23 protein-coding genes are annotated in these 25,567 nt (G+C 67.5%); 11 read left to right on the top strand and 12 right to left on the bottom strand.

The features are described 5' to 3' along the window. Nucleotides 1-249 precede the first annotated feature (249 nt). Entirely contained in the window at nt 250-2,412 is a 2,163-nt protein-coding gene (locus WS61_RS11275) for a TonB-dependent siderophore receptor (protein ID WP_059500563.1), read from the top strand. Nucleotides 2,413-2,425: 13 nt separating this feature from the next. Here WS61_RS11275 and WS61_RS11270 read toward each other — a convergent pair whose 3' ends face one another. The 4 genes from WS61_RS11270 to WS61_RS11260 all read right to left on the bottom strand — a co-directional run bounded on the left by WS61_RS11270 (nt 2,426) and on the right by WS61_RS11260 (nt 6,523). Next, a complete protein-coding gene (locus tag WS61_RS11270) occupies nt 2,426-4,351 on the bottom strand; it encodes a hypothetical protein (protein ID WP_059500562.1) in 1,926 nt (641 codons plus the stop codon). Between the two features lie 99 nt (nt 4,352-4,450). Then, nucleotides 4,451-4,588 carry a hypothetical protein gene (locus WS61_RS33145; protein ID WP_179949756.1) on the bottom strand — a complete coding sequence of 46 codons (138 nt, stop codon included), beginning with the start codon at nt 4,586-4,588 and terminating at the stop codon, nt 4,451-4,453. 207 nt (nt 4,589-4,795) lie between these two features. Beyond that, entirely contained in the window at nt 4,796-5,227 is a 432-nt protein-coding gene (locus WS61_RS11265) for a GFA family protein (RefSeq protein ID WP_059500561.1), read from the bottom strand. Between the two features lie 102 nt (nt 5,228-5,329). Next, nucleotides 5,330-6,523, bottom strand: a complete 1,194-nt coding sequence (locus WS61_RS11260; protein WP_059500560.1) for a porin — start codon at nt 6,521-6,523, stop codon at nt 5,330-5,332. A gap of 299 nt (nt 6,524-6,822) precedes the next feature. Between WS61_RS11260 and WS61_RS11255 the strand changes: the two genes are divergently transcribed. From WS61_RS11255 to WS61_RS11245, 3 genes are all read left to right on the top strand, one after another. Further along, nucleotides 6,823-7,455 carry a LysE family translocator gene (locus WS61_RS11255; RefSeq protein WP_059500559.1) on the top strand — a complete coding sequence of 211 codons (633 nt, stop codon included), beginning with the start codon at nt 6,823-6,825 and terminating at the stop codon, nt 7,453-7,455. 10 nt (nt 7,456-7,465) lie between these two features. Continuing rightward, the gene (locus WS61_RS11250; RefSeq protein WP_059500558.1) at nt 7,466-8,002 is read left to right on the top strand and encodes a GNAT family N-acetyltransferase; all 537 of its coding nucleotides are present in this window, start codon (nt 7,466-7,468) and stop codon (nt 8,000-8,002) included. A 98-nt stretch (nt 8,003-8,100) separates the two neighbouring features. Then, nucleotides 8,101-8,835 carry a metallophosphoesterase gene (locus tag WS61_RS11245; protein WP_059500557.1) on the top strand — a complete coding sequence of 245 codons (735 nt, stop codon included), beginning with the start codon at nt 8,101-8,103 and terminating at the stop codon, nt 8,833-8,835. 94 nt (nt 8,836-8,929) lie between these two features. Here WS61_RS11245 and WS61_RS11240 read toward each other — a convergent pair whose 3' ends face one another. Both WS61_RS11240 and WS61_RS11235 read right to left on the bottom strand, forming a co-directional pair. Continuing rightward, complete coding sequence (locus WS61_RS11240; RefSeq protein WP_059500556.1) at nt 8,930-10,252, bottom strand: ATP-binding protein; 1,323 nt, start codon at nt 10,250-10,252, stop codon at nt 8,930-8,932. Beyond that, nucleotides 10,249-10,989 carry a response regulator gene (locus WS61_RS11235; RefSeq protein WP_059500555.1) on the bottom strand — a complete coding sequence of 247 codons (741 nt, stop codon included), beginning with the start codon at nt 10,987-10,989 and terminating at the stop codon, nt 10,249-10,251. The genes WS61_RS11240 and WS61_RS11235 overlap by 4 nt, the downstream gene beginning before the upstream one ends. A 237-nt stretch (nt 10,990-11,226) precedes the next feature. Here WS61_RS11235 and WS61_RS11230 point away from each other — a divergent pair, with 237 nt between their 5' ends. From WS61_RS11230 to WS61_RS33120, 4 genes are all read left to right on the top strand, one after another. Then, nucleotides 11,227-11,799: a thioredoxin family protein gene (locus WS61_RS11230; protein WP_059500554.1), complete on the top strand. Its 573-nt coding sequence runs from the start codon at nt 11,227-11,229 to the stop codon at nt 11,797-11,799. Between the two features lie 69 nt (nt 11,800-11,868). Beyond that, nucleotides 11,869-12,546, top strand: a complete 678-nt coding sequence (locus tag WS61_RS33130) for a PAAR domain-containing protein (protein WP_373557117.1) — start codon at nt 11,869-11,871, stop codon at nt 12,544-12,546. Nucleotides 12,547-12,549: 3 nt separating this feature from the next. Continuing rightward, a complete protein-coding gene (locus WS61_RS33125; protein WP_095211689.1) occupies nt 12,550-13,170 on the top strand; it encodes a type VI secretion system amidase effector protein Tae4 in 621 nt (206 codons plus the stop codon). Continuing rightward, nucleotides 13,167-13,508 carry a hypothetical protein gene (locus WS61_RS33120; protein WP_257127246.1) on the top strand — a complete coding sequence of 114 codons (342 nt, stop codon included), beginning with the start codon at nt 13,167-13,169 and terminating at the stop codon, nt 13,506-13,508. The genes WS61_RS33125 and WS61_RS33120 overlap by 4 nt, the downstream gene beginning before the upstream one ends. 37 nt (nt 13,509-13,545) lie before the next feature. On the opposite strand, the gene WS61_RS11225 is transcribed toward WS61_RS33120, so the two are convergent. After that, nucleotides 13,546-14,187, bottom strand: coding sequence for an FMN-binding negative transcriptional regulator (locus WS61_RS11225; protein WP_059500553.1), 642 nt, complete (start codon nt 14,185-14,187; stop codon nt 13,546-13,548). 123 nt (nt 14,188-14,310) lie between these two features. Between WS61_RS11225 and WS61_RS11220 the strand changes: the two genes are divergently transcribed. Both WS61_RS11220 and WS61_RS11215 read left to right on the top strand, forming a co-directional pair. Then, a complete protein-coding gene (locus WS61_RS11220; RefSeq protein ID WP_059500552.1) occupies nt 14,311-15,819 on the top strand; it encodes a PLP-dependent aminotransferase family protein in 1,509 nt (502 codons plus the stop codon). 124 nt (nt 15,820-15,943) lie between these two features. Further along, entirely contained in the window at nt 15,944-18,175 is a 2,232-nt protein-coding gene (locus WS61_RS11215; RefSeq protein ID WP_059500551.1) for a penicillin-binding protein 1A, read from the top strand. 34 nt (nt 18,176-18,209) lie between these two features. Here WS61_RS11215 and add read toward each other — a convergent pair whose 3' ends face one another. Both add and WS61_RS11205 read right to left on the bottom strand, forming a co-directional pair. Continuing rightward, a complete protein-coding gene (add, locus tag WS61_RS11210) occupies nt 18,210-19,310 on the bottom strand; it encodes an adenosine deaminase (protein ID WP_059500550.1) in 1,101 nt (366 codons plus the stop codon). A gap of 45 nt (nt 19,311-19,355) precedes the next feature. Beyond that, nucleotides 19,356-20,705, bottom strand: a complete 1,350-nt coding sequence (locus WS61_RS11205; RefSeq protein WP_059500549.1) for an NCS2 family permease — start codon at nt 20,703-20,705, stop codon at nt 19,356-19,358. Nucleotides 20,706-20,799: 94 nt separating this feature from the next. On the opposite strand from WS61_RS11205, the gene WS61_RS11200 reads away from it, so the two are divergent. After that, on the top strand, nt 20,800-21,708 hold the full coding sequence (locus WS61_RS11200; RefSeq protein ID WP_059500548.1) for a LysR family transcriptional regulator: 909 nt from the start codon (nt 20,800-20,802) through the stop codon (nt 21,706-21,708). Between the two features lie 30 nt (nt 21,709-21,738). On the opposite strand, the gene WS61_RS11195 is transcribed toward WS61_RS11200, so the two are convergent. The 3 genes from WS61_RS11195 to WS61_RS11185 form a co-directional block, all read right to left on the bottom strand. Next, nucleotides 21,739-22,791 (bottom strand): nucleoside hydrolase, encoded by a 1,053-nt coding sequence (locus WS61_RS11195; RefSeq protein WP_059500547.1) that lies wholly within the window; start codon nt 22,789-22,791, stop codon nt 21,739-21,741. Between the two features lie 10 nt (nt 22,792-22,801). Continuing rightward, nucleotides 22,802-23,914, bottom strand: coding sequence for a porin (locus WS61_RS11190; RefSeq protein ID WP_059500546.1), 1,113 nt, complete (start codon nt 23,912-23,914; stop codon nt 22,802-22,804). A 161-nt stretch (nt 23,915-24,075) separates the two neighbouring features. Beyond that, a complete protein-coding gene (locus tag WS61_RS11185) occupies nt 24,076-25,383 on the bottom strand; it encodes a hypothetical protein (protein WP_095211688.1) in 1,308 nt (435 codons plus the stop codon). Nucleotides 25,384-25,567: the final 184 nt, after the last annotated feature.

The following is a 25,567-nucleotide window of genomic DNA, read 5'->3' as shown; positions in this document are numbered from 1 at the left end:
GCTGAACGCGACGTGACAGGAAGATGACATGGTGCGGCCCCCGGCTCTCTCGTTGAATTTCACTGCGTGTGATTTTGGCCGCTACGGTAGCAGACTGCCGGCAGGCCAGCAATCGAGCGGCGAGCGCTGTCCAGTCATCCCAACAATTGCAAACGATTCTCATTACATATATCATGCGCGTCCTGGCCGCGACGCCGCGGGCCGCGACCCGCAACGCGATCCTCAGCATTCCTCTTCCTGCATCGATTCATGCCACTCCGCCGAACGCCCCGCCGTGCCCGGACCCTGCGTCCGTGGCGCACACGCCTGCCGGTCCTGCTCACCCTGTGCGCCGCGAGCGGCGCACAAGCGGCCGGCGCTGAACCCGCTGCGTCCGCACCCGCCGCCGCGCCGGCCGCCGAACTCCCGGCGATCAGCGTCAACGCGTCGGCCGCCGTCGATCCGACGATCGGCTATCAGCCGCGCACGACGAGCATCGCGGGCGGCGGCGACCGTGCGCTCAAGGAGATCCCGCAATCGGTCGCGGTGGTCAGCAGCAGCGTGATGCAGGATCAGCAGGCGCGCTCGCTCGACGACGTGCTCGGCAACATCAGCGGCGTCACGCAAACGAACACGCTCGGCGGCACGCGCGACGCGTTCATCAAGCGCGGCTTCGGATCGAACAACGACGGCTCGGTGCTCGTCGACGGCGTGCGCACGCCGGTGCTGCACAGCTATCTCGCGACGATCGATCGCGTCGAAGTGCTGAAGGGCCCCGCTTCGCTGCTGTACGGGATGCAGGACCCGGGCGGCGTGATCAACCTCGTCACGCGCAAGCCGGAAGACACGTTCGGCGGCTCGATCTCCGCGTCGCGCACGAACCACGGCGGCAGCAACGCGCAGTTCGATCTCACGGGGCCGCTCGGCAAGCCGGGCCAAGTCGCGGGCGGCACGCTCGCATTCCGGCTGACCGGCGAATACGACACGAGCCGCTACTGGCGCAGCTTCGGCCGCGAACGCAATGCGCTGATCGCGCCCGCGCTGTCGTGGCACAACGCGAACACGTCGATCGACGTCAGCTACCAGTACGTCGACTACACGACGCCGTTCGACCGCGGCACCGTGCTCGTGAACGGCCAGCTCGACGATGCGCTGCGCTATCGCCGCTACGAGGAAGCGTGGTCGCAAAGCAGCGGCATCCAGGAAACGCTGCGTACGCGCATCGAGCACCGCTTCTCCGATGCATGGCGCGTGCGCGCGACCTACGGCTGGGGCCGCGACCGTTACGACCAGTTCCTCACGCGCGCCACCGCGTTCAACAGCAGGACCGGCGCGCTGACGCGCTCGTCCGATGCGAACCTCGGACGCAACGATTCCGACCAGATCGCGACGCTCGGCCTGCTCGGCAACGTGACGCTCGCGGGCATGCACCACGCGATCTACGTCGGCGGCGAATACGAACGGCAGCGCAGCTTCCGCGGCGACACGATCCGCGGCAAGGCGACGACGGGCTTCGATCTCTACGATCCCGTGTACGGCCTGCTCGCGCCCGGCGGCGTACCCAATACGAAACAAAGCGATTCGCGCTCGGTCGTGCATGCGTATTCGACGATCGTGCAGGACTCGGTGAAGATCACCGAGCGCCTCACGGCGGTAGGCGGGCTGCGCTGGGAAAACTGGCAGCAGGAATCGGGGATGGGCCGGCCGTTCGTGTTCGCCGACCGCTCGCGCGGCAGCGTCTGGCTGCCGCAGTTCGGGCTCGCGTATGCGCTCACGCCGGCGCTGACCGCCTACGCGAACGTGAGCCGCTCGTTCAAGCCGAACGTCGCGTCGAACGTCGCGGCGCCGCTCGCGCCGGAATACGGCCGCGTGCTCGAGGCCGGGCTGAAATTCAGCCTGAAGCCCGCGATCACGGGCACGCTCGCCGTGTACCAGATCGACAAGCGCAACGTCGCGGTCACGGTCGGCGACATCACGTCGACGATCGGCACCGCGCGCTCGCGCGGAATCGAACTCGACGTCGCCGGGCAAATCACGCGCCACCTGAGCGTGATCGGCAGCTATGCGTATACGAACGCGAACGATCGCGACAGCAATACGCCGCTCGTCAACGTCGCGCGCCACACGGGCAGCCTGTTCGCGGTCTACGACACGGCCATCGCGAACCTGCCCGGGCGCTGGCGCTTCGGCGGCGGAGCGCGGCTCGTCGGCGCGCGCTCGGGCGACACGGCGAACAGCTTCACGCTGCCCGGCTACGTGACCGTCGACGCGTTCGCAGCGTACGAAACGACGATCGGCAAATTCCCGACCCGCTTCCAGCTCAACGTGAAGAACCTGCTCGACAAGAACTACTATCCGTCGAGCAACAGCAACCTGATCGTCGCGGTCGGCGAGCCGCGGCTCGTCACGCTGACCACGACGGTATCGTTCTGACGCTGCGGCGCGCTCACGGGCGCCAGCGATACACGACGATGCTCGAGCCGTTGTAGTTGTCCTTCGTGATCACGTATTCGCCGGTCGAGCGCAGATACGCGCGCACGCCGTACATCGAATCGACGTCGTTGCCGACGTCCATCGCCGCCGCGTTCGAGTTCGTCAGCGTCGTGACGAGCGCGCCGGTGTTCAGGTCGAATACGTCGATGTTCGGCACCGTGTGCACATAGCCGACGAACAGGTAGTGGCCGGCCGCCGCGATCGACTTGGGGTTCGCGCTCGTCAGGTTGATCACCGGGTTCGGCGTGCTCGTGTTGCCGTTCTTCCAGCCGCGATAGACCTCGATGTGCCCGTTCATCGCGGTCCAGTCCCAGTTGCCCGCAAGGCCCTGCGCGAGGATCATCGTGTCGCTGTCGGCCTGGTAGATGATGCGCGTCACGGGCGCCACGCTGCTCGGCACGGCCGTCGTCACCGGCTTGCCCCATGAAGGCTTGCCGGTCGCGTCGAAGCCCGTCATCGGGTAGCGCGTGATCACGTTGGAGCCGTTCAGTCCGGCCCACACGTCGCCGTTGCCGTCGATGTCGAAACCGGCCGTCACCTGCAGCGTCGTGTTGAACGGCTTGCCGGGCAGCGAGCCGGCCGGAATCGCGATATAGCCGCTCGCGGGGTTGAAGTAATAGAAGTTGAAGTTGCCCGGGTTCTGGCCCGACGCGACGAGGATCCGGTTGCCGCCGACCGTCACGAGCTGGCCGAAGTGCTGGCCGCGCTGATAGTCGTTCATGTCGAGGCGCGGGTCCTTCGGATAGCTGAACGGATCGACCGTGTTCGCGACGAACGTGCCGCCCGCGGTGCCCGTATAGACGTTGTTGCCGCTGAAGAACAACGTGCCGTCGGTCGCGGGGTCGGGCGCGGCGATGCCCTCGAAGTTCAGCGCCTGCAGCTTCCATTGCAGCGTGCCGATCGGGCTGTACGAATGCAGATCGGTACTGCCGTTGCGGCCGAGATCCCAGCCGCCGCCCCATGCGTTGTTCAGCACGTACAGGTTGCCGGCGGCATCCTTGCCGAGCGCCGCGACGCGCGTGAAGCGCTTGTCGCCCACCTGCCCCTTGATGCCCGTCGTCGTGTCGAGATAGCCGCCCTGCACGCCGAACGTGCCGATCTGCACCGGTAGCCCGGGCAGCCCGCCATACACCTTGATGTTCATGTCGGGCCCTTCGTCGCCCACCATCAGCCTGCCCATCGACGCATCGAAGTACAGCGACGCCGGCCGCGCGCCGGCCGCCATCTGCAGCGTGTTCATCGCCGCGCCGGTCGCGCTGAATTGCGCGACGACGCCCGCGCTCTTGCGCGCGACCCACAGGTTGCCGGCCGCGTCGAGCGCCAGCGCGCCGGGGCCCTGCACGCCGATGTCGCGCTGCCATACGCCGTCGGTCGTATAGACGCGTACGCGGTTGCCGTAGAAGTCGCTTACGTACAGCAGGTTGCCGCCCGTCGCGAGGCCCGTGATCACGTCCGCATACTGGATGCCCGTCCACGTGCTGACCGGAATGCGCAGGTCGCGCTGGTTCGTGCTCCGGTTGTAGCGGCCCACCGAGCCGCTGCCGAACGTGCGGTTGTAGCCGAGCGCGACGAACAGCGACGTCGAATTGCCGGTGATCGCGCCGCCCTGGAATTCGTCGTGGATGCCGATCGTGCCGAGCGGCTGGCCGTTCTGGTAGATCGCGACGCCGCCCGCGTTCTCGTCCCAGCGCGACGCCGTATAGATCACGCCTTCGGGCGCAACCCACATCGAGCGCGCGCCGTTGCCGACGTGCGAGGCCAGCGTGCCGTACGTGTTCGCGAGCCAGTCGGTCGTGTATTGCGCCTGCGCATGGCTTGCCGGCGCCAGCATCGCCATGCACATTCCCAGCAATGCCGCGCGAATTTGTTTCATTGACATGAATAATGCTCCCAGACGAACAATGGTCGACACTGTAAATCGCGGCGCATGAAATATTGGTGATTCCGGCAATGCGCATTCGCCGTTACTCCGAATTATTCACTCCGCGCCTTTTGCCGTCCGGCGCTTTTTCGTCAACGATCGCAAAATCTGCGAACCCGCATCCCGACGGCCTGCCAGCCGCGCGGTTTCGGCGCATTTCCCGGCATTTTCTTCCGGGTCGTCGAATGCAAGCACGTCATTTTTTCTGACATGACTGCATTCCTTTTCATTCGCCGGAAGCCGTTCGATTATTACAAATCGAAATTTAAATGAAAGAGAAAAAATATTAATCCGGCGCGATCCGCTGTTTTTGCGATTTCGCGCACGGCGGGGAAAGCGGGAGGGAAAGGAGAATGTGGCGGAAAAATGCGCGCCGGCCGTACCGCGCGCGGCGCCGATCGTTCAGTTCGTCGGGTCGAACGTCGGGCCGTCCCAGCCGTCGACGTATTTCGGCAGGGCATCGACGACGTCGATCACGCGTTGCCGGTAGAACAGGTGCATCGTCGGCTGCAGGTCGCCGGGCAATTGCCCGCCATGCGCACGCGCAGTCAGGCTGTTCGGCACGACGCGCATGCCGAGCCGGTTCGTCCCGAACACGATCTCGCCGCACGACGCGCACCACGCGCGCGACATCGACTTCGACGGATGCGGGAACGTCGCGTGGCCGCCGTCGATCGTCACCTGCTCCGGCGGCCATGCGGTTGCGGACAGCATCGGCGTGCCATAGAAATCGCGGCAGGTCGCGCAATGGCAATTCGCACGCGCCGCCGGCTCGCCGCACAGCGTGACGGTCACGGCGCCGCACAGGCAGCGCGCGGAAAATGTTCGGGTCATGTCGTCTCCTCGAAAAGGGAGGCGACAGTACAGGAGCCTGCACACGACGGAGCCCGCAGCGTAGCGGCAGCGGGCCCCGTTGCATGCGCAACGATCGCTGCGTCAGAACTTCTGGCGCAGCCCCAGGCTCACGATTGCCTGCGACCGCGAATCGGACGAATGGCCGTTCGCCTTGTCCGACACCGACGCGGTCGCGGCCACCGGCCGGCCGAGCGCGTCGAGCGTCGTGCCGGACGCATGCTGATACGCGCCGAGCAGGTACACGCTGGTGCGCTTCGACAGGTCGTAGACGGCGCCGAGCGTGACGTTGTGATACTGCGCGCGGTTGTCGATGCCGTCGACGTCGCTGCCGCGCGTGTAGCTGTAGCCGGCGAACAGCTGCGTCTGCGGCTGAACGTTCCAGCGCGTGAACACGCCCGCGACGTTGAAGGTCGCGTGGCCGCTGAACAGCGACTGCGCGCCGCCGCGGTACTGCACGTTGCTGTAGTTCACGCCGACGACGGCCGGGCCGAAGTCGTACGTCGCGCCCGTCGCGATCACCTGCTGCGACTGCGCGCTCGCGTAGCCTTCGTTGATCGACGAATTGAACAGGCCGTCGTCGGTGCTCTGCCACTTGCCCGCCGTCGGATCGGTCGCGCCCGTCTTGCTGTTGTCCGAGCGCTCGTAGCCGACGCCCACGCGCAGCGGGCCGGCCGCGTACGCGGCGCCGACGCTCCACGTGTTGCGCTGCTTCATGCTGCCCGGCTGGCCGCCGAAGCCGTACAGCGCGCCGAACGTGAAGCCCGAGTAGTTCGCGCTCGTGTACTTGATCGCGCTGTCGACGCGCGCGGTCTGGTCGAGATCGTCGATGTCGCCCGGGTGCGCACCGAAGCCGCCGATGAACGACGACGGGCCGACCGGGCTCACGAAATCGTCGAGCGACGTGTACTGGCGGCCGAGCGTGATCGTGCCGTAGCGATCGCTGCCGACGCCGACGAACGCCTGCCGGCCGAACTGGCGGCCGCCCTGGCCCGACGTGCCGTTGGTGATGTCGAAGCCGTTCTCGAGGACGAACAGCGCGCGCATCCCGCCGCCGAGATCCTCGGAACCCTTGATGCCCCAGCGGCTGCCGGACAGGTTGCCGGTCGTGAGCCCGACGCTCGAATGCCCGGTGTATGCGCCCGCGGAGCCGACGCGTTCGTTGCTGCGATAGGTCACGCCCGCATCGACGATGCCGTACAGCGTGACGGAGCTTTGCGCGGCGGCGATACCCGCGAGCGAGAGCAGCAGCGGGGCTGCGATCAGTTGCTTGTTCATGGTTTCATGTCTCCGGGCGGTGAACCCGTTGTTCTGGCTATGGCGAGTAGCGCGCGGGCGCCGACATCCGCCGGCGGTGCGAGGCCGGTGACGTTCGCGCGCGACGAAGCGGCGGGCATGCCCGCTGCGGCCGGTATGGTAGTTGGAACCGGTTCCGTTCCAAAGCGGAATAATGACAACAGTTTCTTGTCAAAATTGAGATAGTCGGATGCGCGGCCGGGCGTGCGGCCGTCGCGCCTGTACAGCGCGGGGCGACGCGGACGATAATCGGCTGCGCGCCTTCCACCGGGAGCTTCTTCATGCATGAAACGACCCTGCTGATCTTCGCCGCCGTCGCGTTCGTCGGCATCGCGACACCCGGCCCGACCGTGCTACTCGCGCTGACCAACGGCTCGCGTTACGGCGTGCGCCGCGCGGCCTACGGTTTCGCGGGCGCGATGCTGTCGGACTTCGTGCTGATCGTCGCGGTCGCGCTCGGCCTCGGCGCGCTGCTGATGGCGTCGGCGTTCTGGTTCTCGGTCGTGAAATGGCTCGGCGCCGCCTACCTCGCCTATGTCGGCATCCGGCTGCTGATGTCGAAGGGATCGCTCGACGTCGCGGCCGCGCAAGACGGCACGGCCTCCGGACACCACGCGTCGATCTTCGCGAAAAGCTTCCTGACCGCGGTGACGAACCCGAAGGGCTATCTGTTCTTCTCCGCGTTCCTGCCGCAGTTCCTCGATCCGCAGGCGCCGCTCGCGCCGCAATACGTCGCGCTCGCGGTCACGTTCGCGCTGCTCGACGGCGTCGTGATGTTCGGCTACGCGCTGCTCGGCGCACGCGCGGTGCGACTGCTGAAGCGCTCGGGCGCGCTGTGGCTCGAACGCACGTGCGGCGCGATGCTCGTCGCGCTCGCCGGGTCGCTGGCGCTGTACCGACGCCATGCCGCGTAGGCGCCGTCCGATGAGAATCGCCGCACCGCCCCGCTCCGGATTCCCCGGCCTGTCGCTCCGGCAACTCGAACGCGCGGACCTCGACGCGTGGTACGCGTATCTGTCGAATCCCGACGTCGTCCGTCACACGAGCTGGAACCTGCGCTCGCCCGACGATCTGCTGCCGCTGTTCGACGACATCGAATCGGCCGATCCGGATTCGGTCCGGCGTCTCGCGATCGTCGACACGGCGTCGGGCGCGCTCGCAGGGACGATCGGGCTGCATACGGTGTCCACCGTGAACCGCTCCGCGGAGATCGCGTACGACCTCGCGCCGTCGCACTGGGGGCGCGGCATCGCGAGCGCGGTATGCGAAGCCGTCACCGCGTGGGCGTTCGCGCACGGCGGCTTCATCCGCATGCAGGCCGTCGTGCTGACCGGCAACGCGGGCTCCGCGCGCGTGCTGCAGAAGTGCGGCTACCGCTACGAAGGGCTGCTGCGCGCCTACAAGATGGTGCGCGGCACGCCGGGCGATTTCGCGATGTACGCACGGCTCGCGACCGACTGACGCGCCGCCCGCGGCCTCGCGCGCCGACGCCGCGACGCGATTGGACGGCCCGCGCCGAATTGCGCGACAATCGCCGCTCCCCTCATCGACGCCCCGCCATGAAAATCGCCGCGCTGTCCGACATCCACGGCAATCTCGCCGCGCTCGACGCGGTGCTCGACGACGTCCGCCGCCGCGGCGCCGACGTGATCGTCAATCTCGGCGACATCGTGTCGGGCGCGCTCCATCCGGCCGAGACGGCCGACCGCCTGATCGCGCTCGGCCTGCCGACCGTCAAGGGCAATCACGAACGGCAGTTGCTCACCTACGATCGCGACGCGATGCGGCTGTCCGATCGCTGGGCGCACGACACACTGCGCGCCGACCAGCTCGACTGGATCGCCGCGCTGCCCGAACGCCTGATGCTCGACGGCGACGTGCTGATGGTGCACGGCACGCCGGCCAGCGATCTCGTCTATTTCCTCGAAACGGTCACGCCCGACGGCTGCCGCGCGGCCACGCCCGACGAGGTCGCGCAGCGCGCGGGCGACACGGCGGCGTCGCTGATCCTGTGCGGCCACACGCACGTGCCGCGTACCGCGAAGCTCGACGACGGCCGGCTGATCGTCAATCCGGGCAGCGTCGGGCTGCAGGCGTACGCGGACGACCTGCCGCATCCGCACCGGATCGAGACCGGCTCGCCCCATGCGCGCTACGCGATGGTGTCGCGCACGGCGGCCGGCTGGACCGTCGAATTCCATGCGGTCGAATACGACTGGCACACGGCCGCCGCCGTCGCGGCTTCGCGCGGCCGCGACGACTGGACCGTCGCGCTGCGCACCGGCCGCTGCTGACGCGCATCCGCAACGCGTACGACGTCGCACACATCGCACACGTCACACGCATCGGCCCGCGACCGAAACCGCGACGCTCGCGCACCGCGTCGCGTCATCCCGCGCTTCTCAGCGTCAGCCTCGCTTCGAGCCCGCCGCCGTCGGGCCGGTTGTTCAGCGTGAGCGTGCCGCCCATCGCAAGCGCGAGTTGCCGCGCGATCGCGAGGCCGAGCCCCGTGCCGCCCGTATCGCGATTGCGCGAGGTCTCCACGCGCCGGAACGGCTCGAACACCGCGTCGAGCTGATCGTCCGGAATGCCGGGCCCGCGATCGAGCACCGCGATCACCGCGCCGCCGTCCGGCGCCGCCTGCACGTCGATCTCGGCCGCGCCCGCGAACTTCAGCGCGTTGTCGACCAGGTTGCCGACGATGCGGCGCAGCGCCTTCGGCCGCGTGACGAGCGCGAGCGGCGCGCGGCTGTGCAGCGCGACGTCCTGCCCGGCATCCGTGTAGTCGTACACGATGCTGTCGAGCAGCGCGTCGAGATCGATGCGGCGCGCGGCTTCCTCGGTACCGTGCAGCGTTCGCGCGTACGCGACGCCCTCCTTCACCAGATGCTCCATCTCCAGCAGGTCCTGGCGCAGCTTGGCACCCTGCGTGTCGTCGTCCATCACGTCGACGCGCAGCCGCATCCGCGTGATCGGCGTCTGCAGATCGTGCGAGATCGACGCGAGGATCTGCATGCGCTCGGCCATGTACTGCGCGATGCGGTCCTGCATCGCGTTGAATGCCCGCGCGGCGCGCGCGACTTCCGACGGCCCCTCTTCGCTCAGCCGCTCGCCTTTCAGATCGGGGCCGAGCGCGTCGGCGGCCTGCGCGAGCTGCTTGAGCGGCCGCGTGGCGAGCCGCACCGCGAGCCAGCAGCACGCGGCCAGCACCGCGAGCTGCACCACGAGCACGGCCGGCAGCCAGCCCGACAGCGGCACCGTCGACATCGGGTGGATGTCGATCGTCAGCGGCGATCCGTCGGTCAGCCGCAGATGCACCTGCAGATGTTCGCGGTCGCCGGGGATCGAATTCGCGGTCAGCGGGTAGTCGCCGCCGATGCCGTCCGAAATCGAGCGCTCGACGCGCGCCGACAGCCGCGCCTCCGGCGGCGTGCCGGTTTGGCCGGGCCCGAGGATGAACGCATAGCTGCGCCGCGCAAGGCGCGGCAGCCACGCGGTGCGCTCGGCCGGCGGCAGATGGTCGAGCAGCGCGACCGAGCTCGCGACCTCGCGCTCGATGTAGCCCATCATCAGGTTCGTGGTCGCCTGGTCGCGCTCGGTCACGGTGAGCCAGAACGACAGCGTCTGCGCGAGCGCGAGGCCCACGCACAGGATCAGCGCGAGCCGCGCGAACAGCGAGCGCGGCCAGCGCCACGGCATGCGCGCGCTCATGGCGTACCGCCGACGGCGGTCACGGCCGACGAGAACACGTAGCCCTCGTTGCGCAGCGTCTTGATGTAGCGCGGTTCGCGCGCGCCGTCGCGCAGGCGCTGGCGCAGCCGGCTCACGAGCAGGTCGATCGAGCGGTCGAACGGGTCGGACTGGCGCCCTTGCGTGAGGTTGAGCAACTGGTCACGCGTCAGCACGCGCTGCGGGTTGTCGAGGAACACGCGCAGCAGCCGGTATTCGGCGCCGCTCAGCGCGACCAGCGTGCCGTCGGCGTCGAGCAGGTGGCGCCCGGTCGTGTCGAGCTGCCATTCGCCGAACGCGAGCAGCGCGGCCGTTTCCGTCACCTGCATGCCGGGCGGCAGCATGCGCGCGCGGCGCAGCACCGAGCGGATCCGCGCGAGCAGCTCGCGCACCGCGAACGGCTTGGCCAGGTAATCGTCGGCGCCCATCTCGAGGCCGATGATGCGGTCGGTTTCCTCGCCGCGTGCGGTCAGCATCAGCACCGGCACCGTGCGGAACTTGCCGGCGCGCAGGTCGCGGCACAGCGTCAGGCCGTCCTCGCCGGGCAGCATCAGGTCGAGCACGATCAGGTCGGGCGCGCCGTCGTCGAGCACGTTGCGCATCTCGCGGCCGTTCGCGGCCAGCGACACGCGCATGCCGTTCTTCTCCAGGTAGTCCGCGATCAGTTCGCGGATCGCGCGATCGTCGTCGACGATCAGCACGTGGTCGATCTTTTCCATGAGTCGTTGTCGGTATCGGTGTCGGGTTCGTTCGGGCGGGCGATGTCCGCTTTTATACCGCACGGCGGCCGCGCGTTTGTATCCCAATGTATCGCGCCGCCGCAGCGACACACAACATTGCACATGCGCGGCCGGCCGGACACATCGCAGATACGTCGGCGCCGCCTAATGGGGCCTGTCGAAACCCGTCCCGGCCGCCGCCATCGCGCCGCGGCCCCCAAAGATCAGGAGAACGCCATGCTGCCCCGACTCAAGACCGCCGCCCTCGTCATCGCCCTCGCCGCCACGGCCGGGCTCGCCGCCTTCGCCGGCACCCGCGACGACGCGGGCGTGCAGGCGTCGCCGGCCGGCACGACGGCACCCGGTTTCACCGGCATCGACCGCTGGCACAACAGCCCGCCGCTGACGCTCGACCAGTTGCGCGGCAAGGTCGTGCTCGTCGATTTCTGGACATACTCGTGCATCAACTGCATTCATACGATCCCGTACGTGAACGACTGGTATCGGAAGTATCGCGACCAGGGGCTCGTCGTGGTCGGCGTGCATACGCCGGAATATCCGTTCGAACGCGACGCGAAGAACGTCGCCGATGCGATCAAGCGCTTCGACATCCGGTATCCGGTCGCGCAGGACAACCGCTACGACACGTGGCGCGCGTACGGCAACCAGTACTGGCCCGCGCTGTACCTGATCGACGCGAACGGCAAGATCGTCTATACGCGGTATGGCGAAGGCGGGTACGACAAGACGGAGGCCGCGATTCGGGGGGCGCTTGCGCAGGCGGGAGAAGGTCGAGCACGACAGCAATAGATGGTATGCAGCCGCGGGGAAACTAATTCGGAAACGTCAAACCCACCCACCTGGGATGCATGAGTCGCAGTGGGTGTGTTTCCTCCTGACAATTACCGCTTTAAACGTGCGTGGTTCAAGGAACCCTATCAATATCGAGATGCGCTATTGCGCGACACGGCTACGATGACGGCTTTCCGAGAGGGCCGATCAATGAAAAGAAGAATTGCAGTCGTGGGCGATAGTCTTTCAAGCGGTGGGACGGTTAACGCATACGACGGCCCGCCGTTTCTTGTACACGGGCATCAAGCCGCCCTGATCGGGGGTAACGCATTCTGTACCGTGTGCCAAAAAGTCGGCACCATCGCAAAAGCCGGCGGCCCATACCGGATCAAGCTTCGGGGAGAGGTCGCGCTGGATAACGACGTCGTCCTGTGCGACTGCGCTACTCCACCGCACATCGTTGCATTGCTTGCCGGCGAAGCTTGGTGCAATGACGGGATAAAAGGTCTCGGGGAAGTCATTTCGTGCCGCACGCTGACAGGCGGAATCACATCGATCAGGAAAGGCGCTTTCGACGAGCGGGTAAGGGCGACCAAGGAGGTAACGGAAGGATTGCCCTACTATATCGAAACGTCTGACGGTCGTATGCATTTCGGGCGTCTTGATTCAAGCGGAAAACTTCCCCGCATCCATACCGGTAACGAGGCAAGCGATTACACCGTCTACTGGGGTGATGACGCGCTGTCAAAGCGAAACGGGGAGTAACCGATGCCACACACCGAGCCCACGAAAATCCGGACTACCGACACGAAAGATTCTGAGAAAGAGGTGCCATTAGCAGGAGTCGCCTTCAAAGAGCTTTGGGATAACTTCCCGGCCGGCAATCCGTACCGCGATCCGACGTATGCCAATCAATGCGCCATTCGCCTTAGCGTAACTCTGCACCGTGTCGGTATCGGAATGAAGTCGTTCAATGCAAGGAACGTCAAACCGATGTCGGGCGCAAAGACGATCGGCCGTATCTTGCTTGACGGGAAGCCCACCGCAACACGTGCTGATGAGCTGGGTGCATGGTTGCAGCTACAGCCGTTCGCAGGTCTTCCTAAAGCCGAAAACATTACTGGGAAGGATTGGGAGTCGAAGGTCAAAGGCCGCACCGGCATCATCCACTTCTCAAGATACTGGACGCGCAGTGGCGAATCGGCCGAGAACGCGAGTGGTGGCCATATAGATTTATGGAGCGGATCACGACTGACCGTCAGCAGCATACCCGGTGTTGTAGCAACGTTTGGCCGGGCCTTCGGTTTTCAGGCGTTCTTGCCTGGAACAGATTTTGGTTGGTCCGACCTCCGCAACGCTAAACAGATCCATTTTTGGGAAATCAAATGATGCGACGCTTTCTCGCCGCAGTCGCTTTCGCTATCTCTGGCTTTATCAGCGTCGTTGTATGGGCGGCGATAGACGCGCGCATATGCGCCAGTTTTGCACGATTTTGTGCACCTCACCCTGGCGAATGCGGTGGTGGTGTTGACGCATGCGCCCCCACCCTTCATTCGACTCTCTTGCTGTTTATCCATGTGTTCGGACCACCCGCCATCTTTGCAGCATTGGGTTTCGGCCTGTTCGCTCGCCGCCGTCGCCCGGAAGTCATCTTCGGATATTTTGCAATCGCCGTCTCAATACATTGGCTTTTGACATTCCTGAGCGTACGCATACTGCATATCTGATCTCAGCGACGGCCGCCCTCATCTGGCGGCCGCCCAGTTATTCGTTCTTGTAGTCGGCTTCCGCCAGCATCGCCTTCCCGATCGCGAGATTGCCGTTCGCGACCAGCGCTTCGCCCGCGCCGCGAATATCGGCCTCGGGCTTGTTCTGCCCGAGCTTGCGCTTGCCGATGAGCTGCGTGATCTTGATCTGCAGCCCGACAATCGATTGCAGCATCCCGTCCATGAAGTCCTGCGGCGCGTCGCCCATTTTCCACGGCACCGGCTGCGACGCTTCGTGCGTGCGCGTCAGCCGCGCGACCACGCCGCGCACGAACTTCTCGTCGTCGCGCGCCGTGACGCGGCCGTGCGCATGCACGACCCGGTAGTTCCACGTCGGCACCTCCCGGTGCGTCGCCTGCTTGCTCGGATACCAGCCCGGCGAGATGTATGCGTCGCCGGCACGGAAGATCGCGAGCACCTCGTCGCCGTCCGCGACGTCCTGCCAGACCGGATTCGCACGCGCGACGTGTGCGTGCAGTTCGCCGAGCCCGCCGTCCTCGTCGGGCATCAGCACGAACGGAATATGGATCGCGTCGAGCCCGTTCTTGCCGTGCGTGATCAGGCTGCCGAACGGATGCTGCACGATCAGCTCGCGCAGCGCGTCGGGGTTGGGCTCGTTGTAATCGGCAGGAATGTACATGTCGGCTCCACGGTCGTACGGGGTGGGAAATGGCGCGGGGGCTGGCCCGTCATGGTTCGATTGTGGCTGCAAACTGGTTTATCCTGTAGAGCCGGTTTAAAACAATTTCAGCAGACCAGAATCATGGCAAGAACGGCCCGGATCGTCGAAATCCCGTCGCTCGGCGCGCTCGACCGCGCAGCCGGCGACCTGAGCCGCCAGCTCGCGCAGGCGCTGCGCGACGCGGTGCGCCGCGGCGACGTCCGGCCCGGCGACGCGCTGCCTTCCACGCGGCTGCTGGCCGCGTCGCTGCAGGTGGCGCGCGGCACCGTCGTCGACGCGTATGCGCAGCTCGTCGCCGAAGGCTTTCTCGAATCGCGCGGCGGCGCGGGCACGCGGGTCGCGAACGCGCTCGCGGAGGCGGCGCCCGGCACCGAGCCCGAGCCGCCCGCCCGGCGTCGGCGCCCGGTGCGCGACGGCCTGCCCGAGCCCGCCGCCACCTTCGCGCGAATCGCCCACGAATTCAGTCCGCTGCCGGCCATGCCGTTCGCGATCTCGGTGCCGGTCGGCCTCACCGCGCCCGACGACATCTGGCGCCGGCTCGGCAATCGCCTGCGCGCCCGCGGCGCCGGCGCGCCGTCCGGCTATGCCGATCCGCAAGGCGCGCTGCCGCTGCGCGAGGCGATCGCCGACTACGTGCGCCGGTCGCGCTCGGTGCGCTGCGATGCCGGCCAGGTCGTGATCACGAGCGGCACGCAGCAGGGGCTGCATCTCGCGAGCCAGGTGCTGCTCGGCGAGAACGATCGTGCGTGGGTCGAGAATCCGGCCTATCGCGGCATCACCGCGCTGCTCGAAAGCACCGGGCGGCGCGACGCGATGGTGCGCGTGCCGGTCGACGCCGACGGCCTCGACGTCGACGCGGGCGTGCGTCTCGCGCCCGATGCGCGCGCCGCGTTCGTCACGCCGTCGCACCAGTACCCGCTCGGCATGCCGCTGAGCATGGCGCGGCGCAATGCGCTGCTCGCATGGGCGGGCGCGCACCGCGCATGGGTCGTCGAAGACGACTACGACAGCGAATTGCGCTACGAAGGCTATCCGTTCCCGTCGCTGCAGGGCCTCGCGCCCGACCGCGTGATCTATCTCGGCACCTTCAGCAAGATCCTGTTTCCGTCGCTGCGGCTCGGCTACGTGATCGCACCCGACGATCTCGTGCCCGCGTTCTGCGGCGCGCGCGCGCTGATGGACCGCCACGCGCCGACCGCCGACCAGCACGTGCTCGCCGCGTTCATCGCCGAAGGCCATCTCGATCGCCACATCCGCCGCGTGCGCGGCGTCTATGCAGAACAGCGCGCGCTGCTGATCGACACGCTCGGCGCGCGGCTGCCGCGCGAGCGCGCGTGGGTACAGCCGGGCGACCAGGGGATGCACGTCGTGCTGTGGCTCGCGGCGGGCATCGACGATCTCGACGTGGTCGCGCGCGCCGCCCGGGCCGGCGTCGCGGTGCGTGCGGTGTCGCCGATGTTCGCACCCGGCACGGCGCGCCCCGGGCTCGTGCTCGGCTTCGGCGGATTCGGCCGCGCGCAGATGGAAGCGGCCGCGCAGCGGCTCGCGGACGTGGTTTCGTCGGTGGAATCGCGGCCCCGCGCGCGATAAAAGGTTGGCGGCGGGCAACAAACGTAATCGTCTGTAAATCCTGCAAGCAAACGGCCGTTTCGGCGGCCGGCGCGCGGGTTCCGTTTGCTAGGATCGCGCGTCTTCGTTCCGCGCCCCTGCCGCCTTGAATCGCTTCGTGCCGTTTCTCCGAGATGCGTGGCTCCGTTGCCGCGCCCGTGTCGCGCCGCTCGCCGCCGCGTGCCGCACGCGCGTGCGCGCACTGTGCGCCGGCGCGCTGCATCGCCTGCGCCATCCGACCCGGCGCGGCGTGGCGCTGACGCTCGCCGCGATTCCCGTGCTGGGCCTGCTGGTCCTGCTCGCGTTCGTTCCGTTCACGCCGAGCATCGGCGACATCCGCAAGGCGCGCATCGACCGCCCCGCGCGTGTGCTGTCGGCCGACGGCCAGCTGATCGCCGAATTCCGGCCCGTGAACCGCGAATGGGTGCCGCTCAAGCAGATCTCGCCGCACATGGTCGACGCGCTGATCGCGACCGAGGATCACCGCTTCTATGCACATCACGGCATCGACTGGCGCCGCACGCTCGCGGCCGGGCTGCAGACGTTCTCGGGCAACCGCCAGGGCGGCTCGACGATCACGCAGCAGCTCGCACGCAATCTGTACCCCGACGAAGTCGGCCGCGCGCCGACGCTCACGCGCAAGATGAAGGAGCTGATCACCGCGTTCAAGATCGAATCGGTGTACAGCAAGGACGAGATTCTCGAAACCTACCTGAATACCGTGCCGTTCCTGTACAACGCTTACGGCGTCGAAATGGCCGCGCGCACCTACTTCGGCAAGTCGGCGGACCAGCTCGACATCGCGGAAAGCGCGACGCTCGTCGGGATGCTGAAGGGCAACAGTTACTACAATCCGGTGCTGAATCCGGAACGCGCGGTCCAGCGGCGCAACATCGTGCTCGGCCGGATGGCGCAGATGGGCATGCTGTCGCCGCGGCAACTCGCGAAACTGCAGCACCAGCCGCTGCGCGTCGACTTCGAGCCGCAGACGGCGCAGCCGGGCCTCGCGCCGCATTTCGCGGTGCAACTGCGCAAGTGGCTGATCGCGTGGGCCGACCGCAACGACCACGATCTCTACTCGGACGGCCTCGTCGTGCACACGACGCTCGACGCGCGACTGCAGGATATGGCCACGCAGGCGCTGACGCGGCAGACCGAACGGCTGCAGGCGATCGCCGACGGCGCGTGGCGCGGGCCGGCCGGCTGCGGGCTGCGCAACGATCTGTTCCGCGGCTTCATGCGCCAGACGCCCGAGTATCGGCAGGCACGCGACACCGGGCTCGCCGACGGAGTTGCGCTGCAGCAGCTCGGCGCGAATCGCGCATTCATGCGGGCGCTGTGCGAGCGCAAGACGCAGGTACAGGCCGGCTTCGTCGCGATCGATCCGCGCAACGGCGCGATCCGCGCATGGGTCGGCAGCCCCGATTTCGGCAGCGCGCCGTTCGATCACGTCGCGCAGGCGCGGCGCCAGCCGGGTTCGACCTTCAAGCCGTTCGTCTATGCGGCCGCGTTCGCAGACGGGATGCGGCCGGGCGACACGTTCGTCGACCGCCCCGTCGCGATCCCGATCGATGCGCACTCGGTGTGGCGTCCGACCGATGCGGAGCCGCCGACCGGCGAGCCGATGACGCTGCGCGACGGGCTGGCGCTGTCGCGCAACCGCATCACCGCGCAGGTCATGCAGCACGAAGGCGCCGCGAAAGTCGCGCAGCTCGCGCGCGCGATGGGTGTGCGCGACAGCCCGCTCGACGCGGTGCCGTCGCTCGCGCTCGGCACGAGCCCTGTCACGCTGAAGGAAATGGTGTCCGCGTACGGCACGATCGCGAACCGCGGCGTGTACGTCGCGCCGCAGATGATCACGCGCATCGAGGATCGCGACGGCAAGGTGCTCGCCGCGTTCGGCAGTGCGCCGCCCGAGCGTGCGTTACCGGTGGCCGCGGCACAGACGCTCGTCGACGCGATGCGCGGCGTCGTGGATTACGGCACCGGCGCCGACATCCGCTCGCGCTACGGAATTCGGATCGACGTCGCGGGCAAGACCGGCACGACGCAGGACAACACGGATGGCTGGTTCATCCTGATGCATCCGCAACTGGTGGCCGGCGCGTGGGTCGGCTTCGACGACGGCAGCGTGACGCTGCGCAGCGACTACTGGGGCGCGGGCGCGCACAGCGCGCTGCCGATCGTCGGATCGTTCTACGATGCGGCGCTGCGCGCGCATGCGATCGATCCGCACGTGCAGTTCTCGCCGGACTTCCGGCCGCGCAGCGCACCGGCGCCGAGGCGGCGTGCGGCGCAGCATCCAGGCCTGTTCGACTGGCTGCGGTTCTTCCGTTGATCGTGCCGGCGAAGGGCTGAGCCAGGAAACGCGTTCAACCCGCCGCGAGCGCTGCAGCGAGCGCATCGAACTCCGGGGACCACGCGGCACGCCACGCAGCCTTCGTTGCATCGTCGACCCACGCGCCGTCGATCCCGTTCAGCATGAACTGCTTCAAGTCGGCCACGGTGAAGCCGAAATGACTGAACATCAGTTCCCACGCCTCGCTCGGATCGACCTTGTGCAACGTCGGATCGTCCGTGTTCGGATGAATCTTCAACCCGAGGCCAGGCATCTTGCGCATCGGATGCCGCTCGGCCCACTGCTCCGGCGGCAGCGTGCGCAGATAGTACGAATTCGTCGGCACAACGGTAAACACGATCCCGCGCTCCGCGTAGCGCGCGCACAGCTCGGGATTGTCGACGATCGTATAGCCGTGATCGACACGGTCGACCTGCAGCAGATCGACGGCCGTCTCGACGTTACGCCACGGCATCCCGAATTCGCCCGCATGCGCGGTCGTGCGAAAGCCGGCCGCGCGTGCATTGCGGTACGCCTTCCAGAACAGCTCGGGCGGCCGGTCGTTCTCGCGATAGTCGATGCCGAGCCCCGCGACTTCGTCCGCGCGATTCGCCTTCATCCATTCGACGACCGCAACCGCTTCGTCGGGATCCTGCTCGCGATCGATGCTCGGAATCAGGCGCGCGCCGATTCGAAAATCGCGCGCGGCATCGCGGATCGCGGTCACGATCGCGGCCTGCGCGTCCGCATACGCGATGCCCGATACCCGCACCGTTCCCGTCGGATTCCAGAAGAACTCCGCGTGCCGCACGTTGTGCGCGGCCGCGTCTTCCAGATACTCGTATGCGATTCGTCGCAGGTCGTCGGGTTGCGTCAGCAGATACCGGTCGAGCGCGCGCAGCACGTGCAGCACGCCGACCGGCTTCTCGCCGCGCGCGTAGAACGCGTCGATCTCCGCACGCTCGATCGGCGCGCCGCTGCGTTCGGCCAGCGCGACGAACGTATCGTGCCGCACCGCGCCGAGCAGGTGGCAATGCAGCTCGACCTTCGGCAACGCGTGGAAGAAGGCCCGATGGGCCGGCGTGATCTCGATGCCCGTGCGCGCGGCCGGGACGTTGCCTGGTGTTCCCTTCATGTCAGTCTCTTTTGCGGTAGTGCGATGCGTCGCGCAAGCCGTCTCTCAGTGCGGCTTCACGACGGTCCAGAAGTAATAGCCGAGCGGGATCGCGAGTACGACGAGCCCCCACGACACGTCGCGCCAGCGGCCGGCCAGCAGCTTGACGAGCACGTAGCACAGCAGCCCGCCGGCAATGCCGGTGCCGAAGCTGTTCGACATCAGCGTGAGCAGTACCATCGACATCACGGGCAGCGTATCGGTGAAGTCGTCGAAATGCGTATGACGGATCGTCGCGAACATCGACAGCCCGATCAGGATCAGCGCCGGCGCGGTCGCCTCCTTCGGGATCGCGAGCGCGGCCGGCACGAACAGCAACATCGCGGCGAACAGCACAGCCGCCGCCAGCGACGACAGCCCGCTGCGGCCGCCGGCTTCGACGCCTGCAGCCGATTCGATCAGCGCGGTCAGCGCCGGAATGCCGAACACGGGCCCGAGCGTCGCGGCGAGCGAATCGACGAGGAACGGCCGGTTGATGTTCGGCAGGTTGCCCTGTTCGTCGAGCAGGTTCGCCTTCGCGCCGACCGCGAGCGCGGTGCCGAGCGTCGAGAAGAATTCCGCCGCGAAGAACGCGAACAGGTACGGCGCGGCGGCCAGGCTCAACGCGCTGCCGATATCGAGCTTGAACGCGATCGGCGCGATGCTGTGCGGCAGCGACACGAACGACGCCGGCAGATGCGTGACGCCGAGCGGCACGCCGGCCGCGGCCGCGACGAGGATCGCGATCAGGATCGCACCGGGCACCTTGCGCGCCTGCAGCACGATCGCCGTCGCGAGACCGATCAGCGCGACGAGCGCGCCCGGCCGCGAGAAGTCGCCGAGCGCGAACGCGTTGGTCTTCGCGTTCGCGACGACCATCCCCGCATTGCGCAGCCCGAGCATCGTGACGAACAGCCCGATCGACGCGCCGAGGCCGAGCTTGATCTGCACCGGAATCAGCCGCACCACGACGCCGCGCGCGCCGAGGATCGTCAGCAGAAAGAACAGCACGCCCGACACGCACGCGATGCCGAGGCCCGTCTGCCAGCCGACGTGCTCGGTCGTCGCGAGCGTCACGCCGATGATCACCGAGCCGCCGATGCCGGGGCCGACGAGGAACGGCAGGTTCGCGTACAGCCCCATCAGCGTGGTGAACAGCACGAACACGACGATCGTCGCGGTCGTCGCCGCGCCGCGCTCCATCCCGCCCGTCGCCAGCAGCGACGGGATCACGACGAGCAGGTACGCGGCCGCGAGGAACGACGTGACGCCCGCGATCGTCTCGGTGCGCACGCTCGTGCCGCGCGCGGCGAGCGCGAAGCGGCGTTCGAGCCAGTTGGCCGGCGCGCGCGCCGGCATCGTGTCAGTCGCTGACATGGTGGTTCTCCTGTGATTCCGAATATTGTCCCGTGTCGGTTCGTGCAGCGCGGCCTTATACTGCCGCGTACCGCATCCCGACCGTTATTGCCCGATGTCCGACCGCTCGTCGCTGCTCCCCGCGCTCACGCTGCGGCAGGTCCAGCACTTCGTCGTCCTTGCGCATGCACGCAGCTTCACTCAAGCCGCGCAGGCGCTGTCGCTCACGCAGCCGGCGCTCACCGCGTCGATCCGCCAGATCGAGTTCCTGCTCGGCGGCCGCCTGTTCGCACGCACCGCCCATCGACTCACGCTGACCACTGCCGGCGAAGCCGTGCTACCGCTCGCCGAACGCCTGCTCAACCAGGCGCGCGGCACCTTCGACGACATGACGCGGCTCATCGGCGAACGCATCCAGACCGTGCGCATCGCGTTCATTCCGTCGGTCGCGGGCCGCCTGCTGCCCGCGCTCAACGCATTGCGCGGCACGCATCCGACGTTGCGCTTCACGCTCACCGATTTGCCGAACAGCGCGCTCGTCGAAGCGGTGCGCGACGGCGTCGCGGATCTCGGCATCGGCGTGCGCGAACCGGACACCGACGACGGCACGCTGCGCTACCGGCAGCTGTTCGAGGACGAGATCGTGATCGTCGTGCGGCACGACGATCCGCTCGCCCGCGCGAAGAGCGTCACGTGGGCGAAGCTCGTCGATCGCGAACTCGCGGTGTTCGTGCGCGGCAGCGTCAGCGAATCGCTGCATCGCACCGGCGGCGCCGGGAAGCTGCGCCTGAACGTCACGTACCGGATGGAATACACCGAGCCGCTCTATGCGCTCGCGCGCAACGGCCTCGCGATCGCCGTGCTGCCGAGCCTCTACACGATGCATCTGCACGATCCCGAACTCGTCGCACTACGCGTCGACAAACCGCGCGTCACGCGCGCGATCTCGCTGATCTCGCTCGCTGCCGACGATCGCGGCCCGCACGTGCGCGCGTGCCGCGAATGGATTGCGAAGCACATCTGATGCCGCGTTCGCCGCGCTTGCCGAGCGCGCTCAGGGCAGCTTCGCGATGCGCTCGACGAGCGTCGCGTAGAAGCGGTCCGCGTCGACCTCGTTGATCCACGTCGCGTTCGCCGCACGGCCGCTGCGCCCGTTCCAGTCGACGATCGTCTCGCCGAGCGTCCACTGCCCGGTCGTCTCGACCACCACGTTCACCTTGCGTCCGCCGAACAGCGTCGGATCGACGAGATAGCCGACGGCCGTCGGGTCGTACATCGGCGCGTCGTCGATCCCGCGCCGCTTCCTGTTGTATGCGAGCTCCGCCTCCATGATGTCCGCGACGATCGCGCCGCAGCGGTTGCCGAGCGCGCGGAACGGTGCGACGCGCGCCGGCGTGATCGGCGCCTTCACCGCGACGTCGCGCGGCAGCACGACGATCGGCACGCCGCTGCCGAACACGACGTCGGCCGCCTGCGGATCGACGTAGACGTTGAACTCGGCGGCCGGCGTGATGTTGCCGCGCTCGAAGAACGCGCCGCCCATCAGCACGATATCGCGCAGCGCGGCGCGAATCTGCGGCGCTTCGACCAGCGCGGTCGCGATGTTCGTCAGCGGGCCGAGCGCGCACAGCGTCACGCTGTTGGGCGCCGCGCGGCTCAGCGTATCGACGAGGTACGACACCGCGTGACCGGCGGCGAGCGGTGCGCGCGGCGCGTGCAGTTCGACGCCTTCGAGCCCCGTCTTGCCGTGCACGTTCGCGGCCGTCACGAGCTCGCGAACGAGCGGGCGCGGGCAGCCCGCATACACCGGCAGCGTCGTCGTGCGGCCGGCCCAGTCGCGGACGATCCGCGCATTGCGTTCGGTCAGGTCGAGCGGCACGTTGCCCGCCACGGCCGTCAGCGCGCGCACGTCGAGCCGGTCCTGCGCGCCGAGCGCGAACAGGATCGCGATGGCGTCGTCCTGCCCCGGATCGGTATCGATGATCACCGTGCGGCGCGCGGCAGCGTCGCCGGCCGCGAATGCGCCCGTTTCGGGCAGCAGCGCGGTGCCGGCCAGCGCGGCGGACAGTTTCAGGAAGGTGCGGCGGGATGCGATCGGATGGCTCATGGTCGGGTGCTCAGAAGACGTGCCGGACGCCGAGCGTCGCCATCATCTGGCGCGTGCCGGTCGAACGCGCATACGCGAAGATCTGCGCATGATCCGCGTCGCCGGCCGCCTGTTGCGCGATCACCGTCAGCGCGACGTCGGTGCGTTTGGACAGGAAGTAGTCGGCCTGCAGGTTCACCTGATGCCATTTCGGACGCTTGTCGATCACGTCGTACTTGCCGTTCGTGAACGCATACGCGGCGCCCAGAAAGAGCTGCGGCGTCATCGTGTAGACGACGTTCACGCCGAGGTTCTGCAGGTGCAGGTGCGAATTGTCGAGGTAATCGTAGCGCACGTCGGTGAACATCGCGGCGAACTGCGCGCGGCCGATCGTGTAGAAGCCGCCCGTGCCTGCGATCCGCTGCCGGCTCGCATACGCGGCGGGCGTCATCGCGCTCTTGCTGAAGATCAGCAGCGGCGACGCGTAGTCGTTCGCAATCGCGCCGTCCTGGTTCGTCGCGCTGTAAGGATGGTTGTACTGCGCATAGACCGCGCTCCAGCGCAGCGGGCCGCGTTCGTAGCCGAGCCCGAAGCTGTACGCGCTGTTGTTCGCGAAACCGGTCGCATTGCTGAAGCCGTACAGCGCGGTGAACTTCAGCCCGTAGTAGACGGGGCTCACGTACTTCACCGAGTTCTGCACGCGAATGTCGTTGTAGCCGTTGTCGTTGTCGCCGATGTTCACGCCGTTGCTCGCGATGATCACGGGCCCGATGTAGTCGTGGATCGCGTCGTACTGGCGACCGAAGGTCAGCGAGCCGTAAGTGCGATCGGCCAGGCCGACGTACGCCATGCGCCCGAACTCGCGGCCATTCTGCGCGGCCGTGCCCGTCATCACGTTGAAGCCGTTCTCGAGTTGGAACACCGCGGACAGCCCTTGCCCGAGATCCTCCTTGCCCTTCAGTCCCCAGCGCGGGTTCTGGTTCGTGCCGGACAGCGCCTGCCACGCGTTCTTGCCGCCCTGGTTCGTCGCGAACCCGACACCGGCCGAGATGAGACCGTACAGTGTGATGCTGCTTTGCGCACAGGCATGGGTCGCGAAGGCGCCGAGCATCGCGAGCGGAGCGAGCTTGTAGAGAGTTTTCATGCGGGTCGTGTGGTCGGTGGTGGTCCAGGCGCGGCAGGGTTCCGCGAAACTGGCCTCGACTATACGAACCCGGATCGGATAATAAAAGTTTGCTTTCTTTATATCTCGATAAAACGGATTTATTCTCATCCTCGCGCCACCCGCGTTCGGCGCACCGGCGCTCAATCCGCCGTATCGCCACCCTTCGGCAGCTTCGACCATGCGCCGCGCCCCGGCATCGGCGACCACGCCGGGCGGGTCTTGCGGGCGCTGTCGATCACGACCAGATAGCGGCCCGCGATCGGCGTGACGTCGCGATCGCGACGCAGCACCCACAGCGACTTGCCGGCCTCCACGCGAGCCTGGTAATCGTCGTCGAGCAGGCCGTGCCGGTCGAGGAACGTGTTCAGCGACGCGGGAATCCGCACGCACCCCTTCGAGTGCCGGATGCCGAGCAGCGCCTCGAGCCGGTCGGGATCGGTCGCATGCATCTGGAAGCGCATCGGCGACACGCCGCCCTTGCCCCAGCCGCGCTCGCCGTCCACCCAGCCGAAGTCGTAGATGCGCATGTCGCGGCGCCCGTAGCCGCGAATGCCGTTCTCGTTCGTCGTCCCTTCCGCGCGAAAATCCATCGTGTCGGGCGAGTGATGAAACACGCCGAGCGGTGTCAGGAAATGGTCGTACTGGCCCGGCAACCCGGTGCCGACCGGCGATGCGCCGATCATCAGCCACGCATTGGCCGGCGTCGCGCGGAAATAGATGAACAGCGCCTGCACGTTCGGCGCACGGTCGACCATCGCGACGTATTCGCCGGCGAGATCGCCGAGATCCGCATCGGCGAGCGCTTGCTGGAGCCGCTCGCCATACGCGCGCTGCTCGCTCGCCGGCACGTTCAGGCGTCGCGTGACTTCCTGCGCGAAACGCTTGCGCATGTCGAGCGCGCGCGTCGTCGCGTTCTGCGCCTCCTCGGCCGACAACGGCGGATGCCGGCGCGGCGGAGTGGGTGGAGCCGGCTCGGCCTCGCTGGCCGGCGTGCCGGATGCGGCCGACGCAGGCGCGGTGGCCGACGCGGCGGATGCAGCCGACGCACCCGATGCCGCGCTCGCGGGTTCCGCGCGATTCACGTGATTCGCTTGTGACGCGGTGGATGTCGGCGCGGCGGCCGGTGCGCCCGACGCTGCCTGCGCGGACGAAGCGGGATGCGTGAGAGAGGCCGCCGATGCAGGCGACGCACCGGATGACGATTGCACGGCCGACGACGGCGCGTCGGGCGCGGCAAAGGCAGGCCGTTCGGCGAGAACGGAAATCGACACCGTCGCAGCGAGCCACACATATGCGGCGACTGCGCGGTGACGGCAACGCGGCTTTGCAAATTGCCGCGCCAGGTGGGCAAGAATCATACGTTCGAAGCCATCGGCCGATCCGGCCGCCGCAGCGTGCTGTTGCGAGCGGCGCATCTTCCGCGCAAGCCATCGACACGTCCGGCGCATCGCGTGCGCCCGGCGCCGACGCCTCTTCGCGGCGGAGCCGTTCGCCGATGCAACGCGGGCGCTCCGATGGCGGCTAATGAGTCGTCAGGCCCTTCATTTTACTCGTCCATATGCGAATCGGCTGCGATGGAAATCGCGATTTCACGGCGAAATTGCGCTTCGTCACGCTTTGTTTCAACTCGTT

This window comes from Burkholderia sp. ABCPW 11, from assembly GCF_001523445.1.
Classification (GTDB): Bacteria; Pseudomonadota; Gammaproteobacteria; order Burkholderiales; family Burkholderiaceae; genus Burkholderia.
Note: the sequence above shows the minus strand (reverse complement) of the source record. Positions and strands in the feature narration are given on the sequence as shown.

Bases quoted from the DNA above. Each gene is read 5' to 3' on its own strand.
- WS61_RS11205 (WP_059500549.1), bottom strand. From the start codon at position 20,705: ATGTCAGCGACTGACACGATGCCGGCGCGCGCGCCGGCCAACTGGCTC.
- WS61_RS11270 (WP_059500562.1), bottom strand. From the start codon at position 4,351: ATGTCAATGAAACAAATTCGCGCGGCATTGCTGGGAATGTGCATGGCG.
- WS61_RS11220 (WP_059500552.1), top strand. From the start codon at position 14,311: ATGGCAAGAACGGCCCGGATCGTCGAAATCCCGTCGCTCGGCGCGCTC.
- WS61_RS33125 (WP_095211689.1), top strand. From the start codon at position 12,550: ATGCCACACACCGAGCCCACGAAAATCCGGACTACCGACACGAAAGAT.
- WS61_RS11275 (WP_059500563.1), top strand. From the start codon at position 250: ATGCCACTCCGCCGAACGCCCCGCCGTGCCCGGACCCTGCGTCCGTGG.
- WS61_RS33120 (WP_257127246.1), top strand. From the start codon at position 13,167: ATGATGCGACGCTTTCTCGCCGCAGTCGCTTTCGCTATCTCTGGCTTT.
- WS61_RS11190 (WP_059500546.1), bottom strand. From the start codon at position 23,914: ATGAAAACTCTCTACAAGCTCGCTCCGCTCGCGATGCTCGGCGCCTTC.
- WS61_RS11260 (WP_059500560.1), bottom strand. From the start codon at position 6,523: ATGAACAAGCAACTGATCGCAGCCCCGCTGCTGCTCTCGCTCGCGGGT.
- WS61_RS11265 (WP_059500561.1), bottom strand. From the start codon at position 5,227: ATGACCCGAACATTTTCCGCGCGCTGCCTGTGCGGCGCCGTGACCGTC.
- WS61_RS11195 (WP_059500547.1), bottom strand. From the start codon at position 22,791: ATGAGCCATCCGATCGCATCCCGCCGCACCTTCCTGAAACTGTCCGCC.
- WS61_RS11200 (WP_059500548.1), top strand. From the start codon at position 20,800: ATGTCCGACCGCTCGTCGCTGCTCCCCGCGCTCACGCTGCGGCAGGTC.
- WS61_RS11235 (WP_059500555.1), bottom strand. From the start codon at position 10,989: ATGGAAAAGATCGACCACGTGCTGATCGTCGACGACGATCGCGCGATC.
- WS61_RS11245 (WP_059500557.1), top strand. From the start codon at position 8,101: ATGAAAATCGCCGCGCTGTCCGACATCCACGGCAATCTCGCCGCGCTC.
- WS61_RS11250 (WP_059500558.1), top strand. From the start codon at position 7,466: ATGAGAATCGCCGCACCGCCCCGCTCCGGATTCCCCGGCCTGTCGCTC.
- WS61_RS11255 (WP_059500559.1), top strand. From the start codon at position 6,823: ATGCATGAAACGACCCTGCTGATCTTCGCCGCCGTCGCGTTCGTCGGC.
- WS61_RS11225 (WP_059500553.1), bottom strand. From the start codon at position 14,187: ATGTACATTCCTGCCGATTACAACGAGCCCAACCCCGACGCGCTGCGC.
- WS61_RS11230 (WP_059500554.1), top strand. From the start codon at position 11,227: ATGCTGCCCCGACTCAAGACCGCCGCCCTCGTCATCGCCCTCGCCGCC.
- WS61_RS11240 (WP_059500556.1), bottom strand. From the start codon at position 10,252: ATGAGCGCGCGCATGCCGTGGCGCTGGCCGCGCTCGCTGTTCGCGCGG.
- add (WP_059500550.1), bottom strand. From the start codon at position 19,310: ATGAAGGGAACACCAGGCAACGTCCCGGCCGCGCGCACGGGCATCGAG.
- WS61_RS11185 (WP_095211688.1), bottom strand. From the start codon at position 25,383: ATGCGCCGGACGTGTCGATGGCTTGCGCGGAAGATGCGCCGCTCGCAA.